This window comes from Candidatus Zixiibacteriota bacterium (assembly GCA_034439475.1).
In the GTDB taxonomy this organism is placed as follows: domain Bacteria; phylum Zixibacteria; class MSB-5A5; order GN15; family FEB-12; genus JAWXAN01.
In genome coordinates this window covers 66,298-82,913 of record JAWXAN010000074.1, presented here as the reverse complement: position 1 = coordinate 82,913, position 16,616 = coordinate 66,298, and the positions used below count along the sequence as shown (strand labels likewise).

Below are 16,616 nucleotides of genomic sequence, written 5' to 3'. Positions count from 1 at the left end.
GATCTAGCGGCTTTGATTGATTATCTGTTCATTTCGCTGACGCCGCTTTGTTGTCCAAGCGAGGGCAATACTGAGGGATCACTGGACGGTGTGGCTGATGTTTCTGATTTAATCCGGTTGATAGATTATCTTTTTATCACGCTTGCTGCGACGGCGGCGTGTCAGTGAGGTAAGACGTCAGTCCGCCGCACCAAATGACCGTCAGGTCATCCTCCTCAAGCGGACTTCGGAAGCCTCAGCACTCCTCCTCGTTACCTCGGAGTGAGCAAGACCTTACGGAACAGTGAACGTCCTCTACCTCACTTGACTGGCTCGTTGTTTTTCAATAAATTAAGATTGTGAGCAATCAACATTCCGCTGGCCTATCAACACAATACCGACCACTCGGAAATACCAAAATGAAAGTCGCGCCGCTCGTATTTGGCGGGAATGTCTTCGGCTGGACTATCGACGAGCCGACATCGTTCAAATTACTCGATGCTTTTGTCGATGCCGGTTTCAACCTTATAGACACAGCCGATGTCTATTCAAACTGGAAACCGGGCAATAAAGGGGGTGAGTCTGAGACTATCATAGGCAACTGGATGAAAGCACGGCGCAACCGCGACAAAGTTATTATCGCGACAAAAGTCGGCTATAAGATGGGATGGCGTAAGGAGGGACTGTCGAAAAGGCGAGTTCTTAAGGCAGTTGAAGCTTCGCTTACCCGGCTTCGGACTGACTACATCGATCTCTATCAGTCGCATGTGGACGATGCCGCTACCCCGCTCGAGAAGACGCTGGAAGGATACGCCAAGTTGATTGCCCAAGGGAAAGTACGTGTCATTGGCGCCTCTAATTACACCGCCGCACGCCTGACCGAGGCGCTCGACATATCAAAAAAGCTTGGTCTTCCCCGCTATGAAACGCTGCAGCCGGTCTATAACTTATATGACCGCGAGGTTTTTGATGGCCCACTTGAGAAAGTTTGTGTTGAAAATAATATCGGCGTGATAAACTATTTCTCGCTTGCCAGCGGATTTTTGTCGGGGAAGTATCGCGGAAGGGATGATTTGATCAAAAGCGCGCGAAGCTATCGTGTGGAAAAATATCTCAACGAGCGCGGCTTTCGCATTTTAGAGGCAGTAGACAAAGTCTCCAAGGAAACGCATACGGTTCATGCCTGTGTTGCGATTGCCTGGCTATTGGCGCACCCGAGTATAACCGCCCCGATCGCGAGCGCGACGAGTCTTGGGCAATTGAATGATTTGATCAAGGGGACAAGATTGGTTTTGAGTGTCGAGCAGGTGGAGGAGTTAAGGAAGGCTGGGGAGTGAGAAGAGTTCTTTGCCATCGGACTATATTTCGCATATATTCTTCTCCATGTGCGCAAATATGACAACAGATCATCACCTTACAAACCTAACCTCGTTCCGTGCGCGCTTTAGCTCGCTCAACAATTGCCACTATCTCATTTCAAACTCGCTCGGAGCAATGCCCGATGCTGTTCACAATTTTGCACAGCAATACACTTCGATCTGGGCTGAACGCGGTGTGCGCGCCTGGGAAGAAGTATGGTGGGAGTTGTCGCGGAAAGTCGGCGATAAAGTCGCTCTTTTGATGAATGCGCCGGTCGATACAGTTACGATGCAGGCCAATGTCACCAGCGCCGAAGCAATTCTTCTATCCTGCTTTGACTTCACTCAATCGAGAAATAAAGTTGTCATGATTGACCGGGAATTTCCATCCCTCCTCTATCTTTACCGAGAGTGGCTAAGCCGAGAGGGACGTCTCGAAATTATTTCCTGTCCCGATGAGACAAATCTTTCCACAGAAGGACTTCTTCAGGCCATCGACAAAGATACTTTGCTTGTTTCCATATCCCATGTTCTGTTTCGATCATCGTCAATTGTCGATGTCGAGCAGATAATTGCAAAAGCACATTCTGTCGGGGCGAAAGTCATTTTGGATGTTTTCCAATCCCTCGGAACGGTTCCGGTCGATATGCAGAAGTTACAGGTCGACTTTGCAGTCGGCGGCTGTCTGAAATGGCTTTGCGGCGGACCGGGAGCCTGCTTCCTCTATGTACGCAACGACCTACAAACGATGCTAACACCGCGCTTCACTGGTTGGCTTGCGCATGAGAATCCCTTCGCTTTCGACAATGGCACAATTCGCCGCACGTCTGGGTCATATAGATTTCTCAATGGCACGCCTGTTATTCCGGCGCTCTACACCTGCCAGCCGGGACTTGATATCATAGCCGAAGTCGGCATTGAGCGAATCCGCGATCGCTCGATTGAGATGACAACTTATCTACTCAATGCGGCAATCCAACGCGGCTGGCCCGCATACACCCCAATTGACTCCTCTCGCAGAGGCGGCACTGTCGCATACTCCTTTCCTCATGCCTGGGCCATTGCAACTGAGCTGAACCGGCGGAATTTCCTTGTGGATTACCGTCCCCAGGCAGGAATTCGATTGTCCCCGCATTTCTATACGACGAACGCAGAGCTTGAGGAAACAGTCATGGAAATTGAGACTATTTTATCAGACGAATCGTATCTCAAGCACGTTGATTCCCACGCCACAGTTACTTAAGACGCATGTCATCAATCATAGATATTTCGCAAACACTCGCCAAAGGAATCGCGGTTTGGCCCGGCGATACCAGCTTCACGAACTTTTGGGTCATGCAGATGAATCAGGGGCATTCATGCAATGTCGGGAGCGTCACGATGAGTCTTCACACAGGAACTCATGCTGACGCGCCTTTGCATTTTCTCAGTTCGGGAAAATCAGCATCGGAAGCCAGTCTTGGGGCTTATATTGGCGAGGCGTTGGTTGTCGATCTTACTTCTAACGGAGAAACAGTCACTGTAGTTACCGCCGACGATGTTGCCGCAATCGGTGAAGTTAAAGCTGAGCGGATTCTTTTCAAAACCAGCAGCGCCCAGTCCGAAAAATGGAATCCTGAGTTTGCTTATTTTGATGCCGGAGCCGCAAATGCATTGGTGACACGCGGTATTCGACTGGTTGGAATCGATACTCCGTCGGTTGATAAAAGTGATTCTACGACGCTGGATTCGCACAAGATATTTGCGCGAGCAGATATTGCGATACTTGAGAATTTAAGTCTGCGCCATGTCAACGGCGGCTCGTATGAATTGATTGCCCTGCCGCTAAAATTCGCGGGTATGGATGCTTCTCCGGTTCGGGCTATTTTACGAACGCCCTAAAGGCCTGTCTCCCTGTATTCTACGGGGGGGGGTGACATTAAGAATCAACCAGTACAAACCAAGTTGTTGCACGGCCTCGCTGAATTGTCCAAACTCGACCGGCTTGCGGATGTAGCTGTTTGCTCCCAGCCCGTAACTCGTAATAATGTCCTTCTCTTCTGCGGAAGAAGTTAACACGATAACCGGCAAAAGCCCCGTGCATAAATGCACGGAGCTTTTTCACTGTTAATTCAAAAGACTGCGATCTGCTTAGTATTTTACACCGCAACCATAAGGAGCCGAGGTTTTGGTTTCGACTGCTTTACCGGCGATAACGGCATCAAGAGCGGCTACAACATAGTTCTTTGCTGTAGCGATGTCGGCAGGATCGACCGATTTCTTATCATCAATACCGCCGGCATAGACGAGATTGCCTTCTGCACCAATGACAAACATGTGCGGCGTAGTCTTGGCGCCGTACATCTTACCTACTGTTCCATCGGCATCAACAAGATAAGCTGTCGGCGCGGCTTTGGCGTCGGACATACGCGTCTTGAGGGCGGCAGTTTCAAAATATCCCTCTTTGCTGGGGGCGGAGGAACAAACTGAAAGCCATACGACGCCCTTCTTTGTATAGGCGTCTTGGATCTTCTGCATGGTATTTGATCCATAGAACTTCTTTACAAAGGGACAGTCATAATTGGTCCATTCAAGAACTACGGTCTTTCCTTTGAAATCTGCAAGCGAGTGTTTCTTGCCGTTGACATCGGTAAGGGTAAATCCCGGAGCGGGCTTGTCAATTGCTGCCAGAACCGCCGTTTCGGTTGCGATGGCAACTGCCGGTGCGGCTTCTTTCTTATCATCTCCAGCGATGACAATTCCGGAGCTCAAAAGCGCCGCAAGTCCAAGTGTTGCGAATGTCGATTTTCTCTTCATCAATAATGTCTCCTACCCACGGTGTAAGTCTCGACGAAATCGGCGGGCATGCGATTCCGTGCTATTGCGAAAGGTTATTTAGCGCATCCATGACGATTCCGGGAGTCAAAATCTCCGGTAGAATAATGGGTGACTTGTTATTTTTATCATAAAGGATATAAAGCGGGACGCTGTTTCTGTTGAACTGGGCAAGCGCCTGTGTGATCTGCTCACTGCGATTCGTCCAGTCGGCTTTCAAGGGGACGACGCCTAACGAGGCAAACTTATCGACAATTTCTTGGGAATGAAGTGCGACACGTTCGTTCACCTGACAGCTGAGGCACCAAGCCGCGGTAAAATCTATGAAGACTGGTGTGTTTGATTGTCTCAGTTCTGCAAGCCGTTCAGGTGAATACACCTCCCAAGGAAGGCCAGTTGCGGCCTGGAGTGTAGTCGGCTCGCTGCTGCTTACAAATGAAAGTGTCAGACCCAAACCAATTGCGATAAGAACTACTGTTGTCACAGACGCTATCAATTTTGAACGAGCACTCGCCGCGAAATGTCCCCACCGGCCATAGACCCAAGCCGCTATCGCAAGTATGAGCAACCCCGCGAAAAGGAACAGCACGCCGATTAGGCCGACTTGGGCGCCCAAAATATAGGCCAGAAACAAGACTGTAGCCATGAGCAGAAAGCCCATGAATTGTTTGAGGCTTTCCATCCATTGACCAGGTTTGGGGAGAAATTTGAGCAGTCTCGGCGAGGCCGACAGAATTATATAGGGGGATGACATGCCCAATCCGACGAACGTAAATATCAACATTGAGAGCCATGGCGGCTGTGTGAGCGCATATCCTAAAGCAGGTCCCATGAACGGAGCGGTGCAGGGTGTTGCAACTATGGTAGCAGTCACACCGTTGAGAAACGAGCCGCTATAACCAGTGCGCGAGGCCGAGGCTCCACCGACCGCAGTCAATGAAGTTCCAATTTCGAATACACCCAACAGATTTAAGGCGAATAGAAACATGAAGGCTGAAATAATTACAACAAAAGTCGGCGACTGCAGTTGGAAGCCCCAGCCAAGTTGTTCGCCCCCGGCCCGGAGAAGCAATAAAGCTCCAGCCAAAATCCAGAATGAAATAAGGACGCCGGCTGTAAAGGTTAAGCCATGGTTGAGCACTTTGCTCTTATCCTCTCCGGCCTGTTTCACAAAACCAAATATCTTAAGGGAAAGAACCGGAAGGACGCACGGCATTAAATTGAGAATCAATCCTCCAATAAATGAAAAAAGGAGGGCTTGGAGCGGTCCGGATATTTTCGAAGCCGCGCCTGTGATCTGCTCTGGTTCAGAGAGGGAGACATCAACAACGAGCGCCTTCTCCGATCCTTCCCCACGCCAGCCATGCTCATTGACCAATATTCCAGTTAACCGTTCGGGCAATTCAAGATTCATCGGCGATCGTTTCAATTTCAGAGAGTAGCCTTCACCCATTGGAGTAAGTACCTGCGCCGCAGAGTAGTCTAAGAGTTCCTGCTCTTCGGGGAAAAAGATAATATCCGCCACTTTTGTCTCTGAACCAGTGGGTGCAGTGATAGAGAGGACAAACGCGCTGTCTTTGAAATGTGCGCCGAGTTTCCAATCGGGCAAAACAATCGGCAAGTCAAATCTTGTGTCATTGAAGGCGGCGATCCAGCGATCATCAAATTTTGGCACTTCGGATTGAACTGGTAAGGTCAATGTCAAAGAGGTTTTTCCGGGGATACAGGATTCTTTACAAACAAGCCAAGTCACATCAGCTTGAAGCGTCACTTGAGCATTTAGTCCTAACATCTTAGGAACAGTTATTTTAACGGGAAGAATAAGCTCTTTTTCGTAACTAAAGCTGACCAAAGGGGGCATATCGAAGCGCTCGGGATACGGGAACTGCAATTCACCAGCTTCAAAGCCCGTTGGAAGCACCCACTTTACCTTGGGCGGCAGTCCGGCATCACCTGGATTCTTCCAATACAAGTGCCACTCAGGATCTATAGTGAACCGTAGCGCGAGCCATGTTGTCTGACCCGGCTGCAAAGATGTAAGTTCGGAGATTAGCTCAGCCTCAACATGCCCGACACGCGTCGGTTCGGAGGATACTGTTTGAGTGGAAAATAATCCTAATGCAATAGCGATTAAGACGAGATAAGCCAATCTTTTCATTCGGACAACTATACTATCGCTTCCCGGCGTACATCAGCATAAATATTTGCTGATACCAATATCCTGACAGAAGTTAAATTCTATTAGTTCTTGCTTTCGAGATGGTTAAACCGAGAAACCTGCCGTAAGTTCCCCACAAAACCGGGCAGATTTCGGTTAGAATTTTACACTCTGAAACTGTAACAAATAAATGAGTTAGGGACTTGCTCGCCGTTCCCACACTAATTAGTATAACAGGTACTTTTATTTATCAATTGAAGACATGGAGGTAAAAATGACACAAGAACGAAGAGATTTCCTTAAAATTGCAGGTGGTGCAATTGCCGCCGGAGCCGCACTGGCCTCTCCCCTGCTTTCGGCACAGACAGCCGCCAATAATGGTACCAGTTCCGAAAGCGAATCGACGTCAACACAAGGCGAGGTGACGGTTCATCAACTGCCCACGCTTCCATACGACTTTAATGCGCTTGAACCGCATATCGACGCCACTACAATGGAGATCCATCATGGCAAACATCATCAGTCGTACGTGACAAATTTGAACCAGGCCGAAGTCGAGCTGGCCAAGGCTCGTTCGACCGGCGATTTCAATCTCATCCAGCATTGGTCAAGACAGTTGTCTTTCAACTATGGCGGCCATTACCTGCACTCGATGTTCTGGAAAGTGATGGCGCCGACTGGAAACGGAGGCGGGGGCGAGCCAAGCGATGTTCTTTCTATAAAACTTTCTGTCGATTTCGGATCGGTGGATTTGTTTCGTAAACAGTTCACTGCGGCGGCTTCGCGAGTCGAGGGAAGCGGCTGGGCGCTTCTTCATTATCGGCCATCAGACCAGCGGCTCATTATTTGTCAGGCCGAAAAGCAACATGATCTCGCCCTCTGGGGAGCGACGCCGATTCTGGGAATTGATGTCTGGGAACACGCCTACTATATAAAGTACCAAAACAAAAGGCCGGATTATATTCAAGCGTGGTGGAATGTTGTCAACTGGTCAGCAGTATCGGAGAATCTTCAAAAAGCGATGGGCGCATAGAAGCAACCGCTGAGAAGGGAAATTTCATCGGCCATGACCGGGTTGGGACTGAGGTTGATGCGCGGATCCAGAAACTTTTCAATCAAAAATCCAAGCCCGTCGGATTTGATGAGGTCGGGGATCTGGTTGCGGAATTTGAAGTTGTCGATAATCTCCTGTACGTTGGGTGAAAAGCCGTCGAGGTAGGCTTCAAAATCGGCTCTGAGCTGCTGCCTGCTGGCGCGAGATTTCAGGTCACGTAGGGTAAATTGCGAGGCGTTGTAAAACGCCTGTCCTGATGCTTTGCGCAAGGCGGCATCCTGGTTGGCTATTTTTGAGCGGTCCAGATTGGCCTTCATGTTGAGCACAGCCTTTTTGGGTCGGCTCGAGAACGGCATCCAAACGACGGATGACCATCATAGGCAGGATGACGTCGCGGTATTTGCCGCGCACGTATAAATCTCGAAGCACATCATCGGCAATGCCCCAGATGAAGTTTGCTATCCAGTTAAGTTCGCCATTAGCCATGTGGTGTGTGAGTTGCTTTCGTTGTTTAGTGTTTTTTCAATGGCGTTATAATAGTATGCGGCGCCCGATTATACAAGGAGTTAGAAAAAGTGGGAATTGGGGTTGGGATGGCAAGGCGAGGAGGCGGAATTGAATAGATTGACTTTGTCGCCACGGTAACTAAAAAAAAGCAGGCCTGTTTGTTTACAACAGGCCTGCTTGCGGGGAGTTGGGCTTGAGTTTACTTCAATAATACCATCTTCTTACTTGCGACAAAATCTCCAGCTTTTATTCGGTAAAAGTATATTCCACCGGATACGAGCGAACCCGAACTATTGCGGCCATCCCATTTTCCGCAAGCATACTCACATGTCGGACAAATAAATGCGGCTTTTGCGATAAGCCCCTCCTGGGACGAGGTGCTGTGATGACCGAATATGGGATTTCCTCATTGGCCTCCGCCAATAGCGGCGCACTGCTCACGCTCATTGAAAATTGATTATAATTCTACGATAATACTGTCTTTTTCATCTATCCGGCATTGACAAAGCCACATGAATTTTGTATATTCATCTCACTGGTAGCCCGACCTAAAAATGATACTCCCCCAAAGCGGGTAACTGAATGAGGTCTGGCAGGTTGACTCAGCAGATTCCTACTATTGCACTTTTGTTTTGTGAGTGCGCTCGTATGATTTAGAAAAAGCTTGAAAGCAGGTACCACTTTCATGAATGCCGCCAATTCCGCCCTCACACTTATCTGTCTTGTGTTTATTCATTCCTCCCAAGCCTCACCAATCAAAACAACTTTTTCCGCGACAACGGCCCACTCGTTCAGACCTTTTACTGTCGCGAATGAATCGATCGGACAAGTAGAGCTTGCAGCCTCCGCCAATTTATATCATGATGCGGTGACAGGAAACTCGTCCCGTCTTTTGGAACTTCCAACAGGTAGCAATTCCGTGCTGACTCTTGAATTGGAACGTACCATTATAACAACCCCCGATGCCAGATTCTTCAGCAATCTGAACAGAATTCAATCCCCACTCTCGGCTCCTGAGGTTCAATTGTTTACCGGTCAGATTCAATCCGAGCCCAATTCCCTGGTCTATTTTTCAGTTTCATCGGATGGGATCGTAAACGGATTCGTTGACCGATCTGGCGGACTTGACTACTCCATGTCGAGTGACATGAATCAATTCGAAAAATCGTCCTTCCCACCTGTTATTGTCAAAGAAATGTTGTCCGGTTTTGAACTTCCCGAAGGGGTTTCGGTGTGTGGACTGTCAGAGGATCTTTCGGTTTTGCCTCGCAGAGACTTTTCTTCAGCTTCATCTGTTACAGCGGCGGGTGTGCGATTAGCCAGAGTCGCTATAGATGCTGACTCGGCTTTTGTGGCGATTTTCCCCGATCAGACGGCCGCCGCAGCCTATATAGTTCAATTGCTTGGGGCTGTGAGCGCAATATATACTCGGGATATAAACCTCAGACTCGCGCTCGATTTTGTCAGGCTTTGGCCGAACGGAGGAGAACCCTTTTCGGCCGCTGATATCGGCGGCTTTCGAGATTATTGGGTTGCAAATGAAGATACGTCAGGCCTCCATCTTACTCATCTCTTCAGTGGGCGAAGGGGTCTCCCTTACGGCGGGATAGCCTTTCTATCGGGCACCTGCGGAAGTTTTGCCTATGGGATCGATGGATTTCTCAATGGAAGTTTCGCAAGCCCGGTCGTTTCCCCGGACAATGGTAACTGGGATATAATTGTCACCGCCCATGAGATGGGACATAACCTCGGTACCGGGCATACCCACGATGCTCAGTATGACCCACACATTGACGATTGCGGAAACGGAATCGCTTCACGCGGAACAATTATGAGTTATTGTCATACGTATCCCGGATATATCATGAATACGGACATGCACATGCACCGGCGGGTCGAAGCTATAGTCGATTCCCAAATTATGACGGCCGGATGCCATCCGTTTGACTGCAACGAAAATAATATCGATGACGCGCAGGACATTGAGCTTGCCACCAGTTCAGATGGCAATTTCAATGGTATTCCCGACGAATGCGAGGACTGTAACAATAACGGCATGCTTGATCCCTTGGATATCGTGAATGGCTTCAGCGATATAAATCTTAACGGCGTCCTCGATGTTTGCGAGCAGAACTGCAATGCCAACAGTCTTCCGGACGAAATGGAAATCCGCCTCGGTACTGTCACCGATGACGACGGCAACAATCTTCCTGATAATTGTGACCCTGACTGCGACGGCGACCTTGTTCCGGATTTTGCAGAAATTGTCACCGACCTTTCTATCGATATTGACCGAAATACGATTCCTGACGATTGCCAGGATTGTAACCAGAACAGCCAGACTGACTTTCTCGACATGCAGCGCCAATTCAATCTTTTTGTATCAGATAGAGACGCAGGATACCTTCGGGAGTATCACCGGGCTTCCGGAGTCGGCATTCAAACTCTTGCCGATATTTCACTCGCAGCACCGCTTGGAGTAGCAATAGGCTTGGACCGTTCGATTTTCGTGGCCGACGTTGCCGCTCAATCAGTAATGAAGATTAATCCGTATACGAGCAGCGCATCGGTCTTTACTTCGGGCGCTACTTTGCTCGGCCCCTCTGCCCTTGTATTTGCTGGCAACGGCGATCTTCTGGTTTCCGATACCGGTTCGAATAGTATTAAACGATTCAACGGTGTGACTGGCGCGTATCTGAGTGACTTTGTTTCATCCGGCTCAGGCGGCCTGAGCAATCCTTTCGCCCTTATCTTTGGTCCAAACGGAAACCTCTTCGTTGCGAGTTCCAGCAACGCCGTGCTTCAATATGACGGTGGCACCGGCACTTTCATCGGCAGCTTTGTAACATCTGGTTCTGGCGGCTTGAATGGCCCTCGCGGCCTTGCATTCAGACCAAGTGACAATCATCTTTTAGTGGGCAGCTATTGGGGGAATGAAATTCTCGAATACAGCTCATCTGGAACATTTGTCCAGAAGTTCAATGATACAGTAGAATTAACAAATCCTTGGAGTATTGCCGTTGGACCTAACGGCAATCTTTTTGTTGTTCGATCCGGCGGCGGGGTTCCACGAGTTCTCGAATACGTAATGTCCAATGGCAGATATTACCGCGCTTTTGTTCGAGGCGATGTGAATCTTGTGTCTCCTTCGGGTTTGGCATTCATGCCCGGTTCCGCCTATGACTGCAATCAAAATATGAGACTTGATTTCTGCGATATCGCTGTAAACTATTCGATGGATAGCGACAATAACGGTATCCCCGATGAGTGCGTCTTCACCTCCTGTTGTGTAAACTCAACAGGAAATGTCGATTGTGATTTGTCCGAAGCTACAGACATCAGCGATTTAACCTTGTTGATCGATCATCTATTTATTTCGCTTTCGCCGCTTTGTTGTTCGGCCGAGGCCAATATTGATGGAGACAATCAACAAGTAATTGATATTGCCGATTTGACAAGCCTTATTGATCATTTATTCATTTCGCTGGTCCCGACAAGTTTGTGTCAGTAATGCCCTGAAATGCAAGGATTAATGGGATTAATGGGATAAATGAAACAGGAAAGCGTCAGAACTTAGTGAAAGTTGTTAGAAAGTGTGAGAATTAGTTGTAGCCTCATCATTGGGTAATTGAAAAAGATTAAGATTCGACCGATAATATATGGATATGAAATGGTGGTTTGGTAAGCACACAATGCCGAACGGAGCCGGAGCTGCCGGAGCACCTTTGGGAGAGGACGATGCCGAAGTTAACACGTTTATTAGTGCCTGTAGGACTTTTGTTTTTGTTGTATTGTTTTGCCTTTGGGGAGGCGAAAAAGAACCTCCACAAACAATCCTCCGATATCTCCTCAATTAAACAAGTCCATTCTCTGCCACTTTCCTTTACCCAGAACAAAGGTCAATGGGATTCGCGGGTCAAATTCCGAGCCGATGCCGGCGGAGCTACGATTTGGGCCACACCAGACTCAGTCTACTATCAGTTCATTCGCAAGGTCTCAACAAGCGGCAATGCACCTACCGCAATTTCGGAGTCAGAGGATATTCAACGTCTCGGTTACGATGATTTTGAAGCCGACATGGCCGCAACCGAAACACAAATCATTTCAGCCGGGTTTGTTGGCGCAAATCAGAATCCTGAAATAATTGGTATTGGCCAGCAAAATCATATTAGCAATTATTTTATCGGTAACGATCCGTCACTATGGTTTACTGACGCCCTAAACTACAAGGCTGTTCTCTACTCTGCGCTTTATCCCGGAATAGATCTAAAATTTTATGGCGACGGTCAGGAGATGGAGTATGATTTTATCATTTCTCCCGGAAGCGACCCTTCTCAAATCTCAATACATTATGAGGGCGTCTCTTCAATGAGTGTGAATGCCGCTGGAGAACTGATTCTCGAAACCTTGTTCGGCACGATAACTGAACGAAGACCGTTTGTGTATCAGTCTATAAATAATCAGCGGGTGCAGATTCCGGCGCGATATGAATTAAAGGATCACAATACATTTGGCTTCACCTTCGATGATTCGTACGATAACACTAAGCAGCTTGTCATCGACCCGGTCATTTCGTACAGTACTTTTCTGGGCGGAAGTCTCGATGAAGGCGGCCTGGCAATTACAGTCAGCACAAACGGCGAGGCATTCGTCACTGGCTACACAAACTCTACAAATTTCCCAACTGCGTCGTCGTTTGATCCGAGTTTTAATGCCGGCAGCAATGATTGCTTTGTCTCGAAAATTGTTGCTGGAGGCGGCTCTCTCTCCTACAGTACTTACCTTGGCGGCACACAGGTTGATCTGGGCGCTGGAATCGCTGTTGATACGTTTGGAAATGCCTATATAACCGGTTACACCCAATCCTCAGACTTCCCGACACAATCGGCCTATGATGCAACGGCCAATGGCAACTGGGATTGTTTTGTTACAAAGCTCTCACCGTCGGGCAATGCCCTCGCCTTCTCAACTTATATCGGCGGCTCCGACCGTGATCGAGGCAATGCCATTGAACTCGACAGCGCGAACAACATATATGTATGCGGATTTATGAGGTCGGGCAATTTTCCCTTTGTTAGTGCTTTTGACTCCACATATAATTTCGGCTGGGACGCGTTCGTGCTCAAGATGTCTTCGTCTGGCGCGACATTAATTTACAACACTTGCCTCGGCGGCGGCGGGGATGACTATGCCTACGATCTTGTTGTAGACAGTTTAGGGAATGTCTTTCTTACTGGCCTGACAGGTTCTTCAACTCTGCCGATGCAGAGCGCTTTTCAGGCCACATTTGGCGGAGGCGCAAATGATGCCTTCGTAACCAAATTTTCACAAGCCGGGAACTCTCTTCTTTACAGTACGTTCCTCGGTGGTTTGGATAGCGACTGGAGCGAAGATATCGCACTGGACAGGCTCGGACGCGTTTACATTGCCGGCGTTACGAGTTCAGGAAATTTGCCGACTGCGGCCGCATACGACAATTCATTTAATGGCGGTACGGGTGATATTTTTGTCACCCGTTTTAACGCCAACTTGGCAGCCCTTTCTTACAGCACCTATATTGGAAGCGGATCCTTTGATAGAGCCCTATCGATTGCCGTCGACGACAGCAATAAGGTAAATGTCATCGGCTATACGGCAGGCTTTGATTTCCCGATTGCGGCGGCCCTTGACAACACATTCAACGGCGGCCTTAATGATTGCGTCCTCTTCCGGCTTTCCCCATCAGGCGGAACACTTCAATTCAGCACCTTTGTTGGCGGAAGCGGCGACGACATCGGTTATGGGATTACTTTGAATTCTGTCAATCTCGACATGTATATAACGGGTTCAACCAACTCAACTTCGTTTCCCATCCTTAATCCGCTTCCTTCGGGTTATGGGGGCTCCACCGATGCTTTTGTCACCAAGATTGCAAACTTCCCCGATACCGACAGTGACGGGCTGGCTGATGCCACAGATAATTGTCCTACGATTGCCAATCCATTGCAGGCGGATTTTGACGGTGATAGTATCGGAGACGTCTGTGATATCTGCACGGATACCGACGGAGATGGCTTTGGTAATCCCGGATTTCCAACCAATACATGTCCGGTCGATAACTGCCCGACAACAAGTAACGGCTCTCAAGTTAATGCTGATGGTGACGCATCTGGCGATGCCTGTGACATTTGCCCGCTCGATGCGCTCAATGATGCCGACGGAGATGGCTTCTGCGCTAATCTCGACAATTGTCCGACCCGGTATAATCCTCTTCAAGAGGACAGTAACCTTGATGGTGTTGGTGACTCCTGTTCAAATACGGCAACTGGGACAAATGTCACAGTAAATCTTGGGAGCGGGGTCACAGTGACTTTTGATAATGTCACCAAAGCCGGGCTGACGGAACTTGCCATCGTTAATTCTGGACCGCAGGCTGATGCCACATTTGGCATTGTCACATTGACCAGTCCGCGCTACTATCACATTACTACGAGCGCGCTATATACCGGTCAGGCGACAATTTGCATAACCTATGCCAACGCAGATGTTCCTAACGATGAGCCGACCTTGACTATGAGACGCCATCTCGCCTCCAGTTGGTCAAATATAACAACAAGCCTGGATACGACACTGAATAAAGTTTGCGGCAGGACTGCAAGCTTTGGAGTCATCGCCCTCGGATTCAGTTGTTGTGTTGGCGCAACAGGAAATATTGATTGCGATGTCATGAATGCTGTCGATATCTCCGACCTCACAGTTCTCATTGATCATCTTTTCACTTCTTTGGATCCGCTCTGCTGTCCAAAGGAAGGAAATGTGGACGGAGCTCCCGGAGGATTAGTAGATATCTCGGATTTAACCACACTTATAAATCATCTCTTTATTGGTCTTGATCCACTCCCGGCGTGTCAATAACCATTTAGATTTCTATCTGAGCTGACAGAGCTGTCGATTAGTTGAAAAGCTTCAAACGCCCCTCCTAAAGGAGAGGCGTTTTCGTTTGAACTAATCCTCGGGATTAACTATCGCCTCTATAGAATCACTCTAAGTCGTTTCATGGGGAAAATATTATTCCGCTTGATGTATCCGTGTTGCACGACTATGATATTGGTGGATTAGATGACTTTGCTCTGATCTGAATATATCATTATTGGCTCATTCGAAAATCAATAATGTAGGTTGTGCAAAATATAACTATTGATGACGCCGTCATCGATTATGCGAAGGAGCTTATTATGACAGAAATGACGAGGACATTACGAACAAAACAAACCGACCACGACTATGCTCACCCGGACGTGTTGGTCTCGACTGAGTGGGTTGCCGCTCATTTGAACAATTCTGATATCAGGCTGATTGAAGTCGATGTTGACACCAGTTCATACAAAAAAGGGCATATCCGTGTAGCCGCAGGTCTTGATTGGACAACCCAATTGTGCGATACTATTCGGAGAGATATTCTGTCAAAGGACGCCTTCGAATCACTCGCACAGTCACTCGAAATAACCCCGGAAACTACCTTAATTTTTTATGGAGACAATAATAATTGGTTCGCAACCTATGCCCTCTGGCAATTTCGCTATTATGGCCACGAAGACTCGCGTTTGAAGGTAATGAACGGCGGCAGACAAAAATGGATCGCTGAAGGCAGAGAATTAGTCAGCAATATTCCGAGCTTCAGTAAGACCGCATACCGCGCAAAGTTTCCCGATGACAATGTCCGTGCTTCGAAAGACCATATTCTTCCTTTCCTCAAAAACGGCCAGATAAATCTTGTCGATGTCCGCTCCCCAGCGGAATTCACTGGTGAAATTATCGCCCCTCCGGGAATGTCGGAGACCGCCCAACGTGGAGGACATATTCCCGGCGCGGCAAGCATCCCTTGGGCCAAGGCCGTAGACGAAGACGGCACCTTTAAGTCTTTTGGTGACTTAAAAGCCCTGTATCAAGGACAAGGCGTCGATCCTGCCAAAGAGACAATTGCTTACTGTCGAATTGGCGAACGGTCATCCCACACCTGGTTTGTACTAAAATATCTGCTTGGATACGAAAAAGTCCGCAACTACGATGGCTCGTGGACCGAATGGGGCAATCTTGTCGGGGCACCTATAGAAAAGGGCTGAGCGAAAATTCAAATTCGGTGATCCTTGAAGCGGAGAGAAATATTACGCTCTCCGCTTTTGACTAATCCGGGATATGATAAGACAGTCGAGGGAATATAATGGCCAAGTTTATTTCGGTACATATGACATCCTGTATGACGAAGCAGGAACTTGAGAAGTTAATCAATCGATTACTTGAGGATTCAAGCAACGATATCAAGCTCACTCGCTGTAACTGCGATACGGTCTCCGGGCGAATGGTCTGCGAATGGGAGGCTGGTGATGCCGAAAGTCTTAGGAAGTGGCTGTCGCACAAAAATATCCAGTTTCGAGGTGAGTCGGAATGGCTGATGAAAGTCCAGCTTGAAGTCCAAGGCAAAGTGCTAGTCAATCTGTAGGTCGCTTCTTTTTTTGTTACTTTGGAAACTCTTTGTGCGTTCTACATCTGCAGAGTTATACTCGGCATCGTCTATTTAAAAAGCAAACTACTCTCGGTGCCAAAACAAATATGTGAACATCGTTCGTTTTGGCTCATAATGATTTACAAGAGACATGTGAATCATTACTTTAATCTACGGAATCTTTAGCCTAGACTGTCTGAAACGACTTGAATTGTTTATCCGTTTACTTTTGACATGCCCAGTTCTTTTTCTTTATTCCCGTTG

The 16,616-nt window shown here is 48.2% G+C and carries 10 protein-coding genes and 2 pseudogenes; 8 read left to right on the top strand and 4 right to left on the bottom strand.

From position 1 onward, the window contains the following. Positions 1-398: 398 nt before the first annotated feature. From SGI97_10735 to SGI97_10725, 3 genes are read left to right on the top strand one after another with little or no spacing between them, the layout of a single operon-like run. The gene (locus SGI97_10735; GenBank protein MDZ4724360.1) at positions 399-1,316 is read left to right on the top strand and encodes an aldo/keto reductase; all 918 of its coding nucleotides are present in this window, start codon (positions 399-401) and stop codon (positions 1,314-1,316) included. 58 nt (positions 1,317-1,374) lie between these two features. Then, positions 1,375-2,580 carry an aminotransferase class V-fold PLP-dependent enzyme gene (locus SGI97_10730; protein MDZ4724359.1) on the top strand — a complete coding sequence of 402 codons (1,206 nt, stop codon included), beginning with the start codon at positions 1,375-1,377 and terminating at the stop codon, positions 2,578-2,580. 5 nt (positions 2,581-2,585) lie between these two features. After that, positions 2,586-3,218: a cyclase family protein gene (locus SGI97_10725; GenBank protein MDZ4724358.1), complete on the top strand. Its 633-nt coding sequence runs from the start codon at positions 2,586-2,588 to the stop codon at positions 3,216-3,218. Here SGI97_10725 and SGI97_10720 read toward each other — a convergent pair. The 3 genes and pseudogenes from SGI97_10720 to SGI97_10710 form a co-directional block, all read right to left on the bottom strand. Continuing rightward, positions 3,204-3,410: pseudogene (locus SGI97_10720) on the bottom strand (hypothetical protein). The gene SGI97_10725 and the pseudogene SGI97_10720 sit on opposite strands and share 15 nt — an antisense overlap. Positions 3,411-3,467: 57 nt before the next feature. After that, positions 3,468-4,133 carry a thioredoxin family protein gene (locus SGI97_10715; GenBank protein MDZ4724357.1) on the bottom strand — a complete coding sequence of 222 codons (666 nt, stop codon included), beginning with the start codon at positions 4,131-4,133 and terminating at the stop codon, positions 3,468-3,470. A 61-nt stretch (positions 4,134-4,194) separates the two neighbouring features. After that, positions 4,195-6,309 (bottom strand): protein-disulfide reductase DsbD family protein, encoded by a 2,115-nt coding sequence (locus SGI97_10710; protein ID MDZ4724356.1) that lies wholly within the window; start codon positions 6,307-6,309, stop codon positions 4,195-4,197. 274 nt (positions 6,310-6,583) lie between these two features. On the opposite strand from SGI97_10710, the gene SGI97_10705 reads away from it, so the two are divergent. Beyond that, positions 6,584-7,342, top strand: a complete 759-nt coding sequence (locus SGI97_10705) for a superoxide dismutase (protein MDZ4724355.1) — start codon at positions 6,584-6,586, stop codon at positions 7,340-7,342. A 32-nt stretch (positions 7,343-7,374) separates the two neighbouring features. Here the strand turns inward: SGI97_10705 and SGI97_10700 are convergent. Next, positions 7,375-7,849, bottom strand: a pseudogene (locus SGI97_10700) (type I restriction-modification system subunit M N-terminal domain-containing protein). 706 nt (positions 7,850-8,555) lie between these two features. Here SGI97_10700 and SGI97_10695 point away from each other — a divergent pair. The 4 genes from SGI97_10695 to SGI97_10680 all read left to right on the top strand — a co-directional run bounded on the left by SGI97_10695 (position 8,556) and on the right by SGI97_10680 (position 16,349). Next, entirely contained in the window at positions 8,556-11,381 is a 2,826-nt protein-coding gene (locus SGI97_10695; GenBank protein ID MDZ4724354.1) for a M12 family metallo-peptidase, read from the top strand. 227 nt (positions 11,382-11,608) lie between these two features. Then, entirely contained in the window at positions 11,609-14,764 is a 3,156-nt protein-coding gene (locus SGI97_10690; GenBank protein MDZ4724353.1) for an SBBP repeat-containing protein, read from the top strand. 320 nt (positions 14,765-15,084) lie between these two features. Beyond that, positions 15,085-15,972 (top strand): sulfurtransferase, encoded by an 888-nt coding sequence (locus tag SGI97_10685; protein ID MDZ4724352.1) that lies wholly within the window; start codon positions 15,085-15,087, stop codon positions 15,970-15,972. A 98-nt stretch (positions 15,973-16,070) separates the two neighbouring features. Then, positions 16,071-16,349, top strand: coding sequence for a hypothetical protein (locus tag SGI97_10680; GenBank protein MDZ4724351.1), 279 nt, complete (start codon positions 16,071-16,073; stop codon positions 16,347-16,349). Positions 16,350-16,616 lie beyond the last annotated feature (267 nt).

What these genes read in the sequence shown, in the direction of transcription:
- SGI97_10730 (MDZ4724359.1), top strand. Translation starts at nt 1,375, where the DNA reads ATGACAACAGATCATCACCTTACAAACCTAACCTCGTTCCGTGCGCGC.
- SGI97_10735 (MDZ4724360.1), top strand. Translation starts at nt 399, where the DNA reads ATGAAAGTCGCGCCGCTCGTATTTGGCGGGAATGTCTTCGGCTGGACT.
- SGI97_10705 (MDZ4724355.1), top strand. Translation starts at nt 6,584, where the DNA reads ATGACACAAGAACGAAGAGATTTCCTTAAAATTGCAGGTGGTGCAATT.
- SGI97_10680 (MDZ4724351.1), top strand. Translation starts at nt 16,071, where the DNA reads ATGGCCAAGTTTATTTCGGTACATATGACATCCTGTATGACGAAGCAG.
- SGI97_10710 (MDZ4724356.1), bottom strand. Translation starts at nt 6,309, where the DNA reads ATGAAAAGATTGGCTTATCTCGTCTTAATCGCTATTGCATTAGGATTA.
- SGI97_10725 (MDZ4724358.1), top strand. Translation starts at nt 2,586, where the DNA reads ATGTCATCAATCATAGATATTTCGCAAACACTCGCCAAAGGAATCGCG.
- SGI97_10690 (MDZ4724353.1), top strand. Translation starts at nt 11,609, where the DNA reads ATGCCGAAGTTAACACGTTTATTAGTGCCTGTAGGACTTTTGTTTTTG.
- SGI97_10695 (MDZ4724354.1), top strand. Translation starts at nt 8,556, where the DNA reads ATGAATGCCGCCAATTCCGCCCTCACACTTATCTGTCTTGTGTTTATT.
- SGI97_10715 (MDZ4724357.1), bottom strand. Translation starts at nt 4,133, where the DNA reads ATGAAGAGAAAATCGACATTCGCAACACTTGGACTTGCGGCGCTTTTG.
- SGI97_10685 (MDZ4724352.1), top strand. Translation starts at nt 15,085, where the DNA reads ATGACAGAAATGACGAGGACATTACGAACAAAACAAACCGACCACGAC.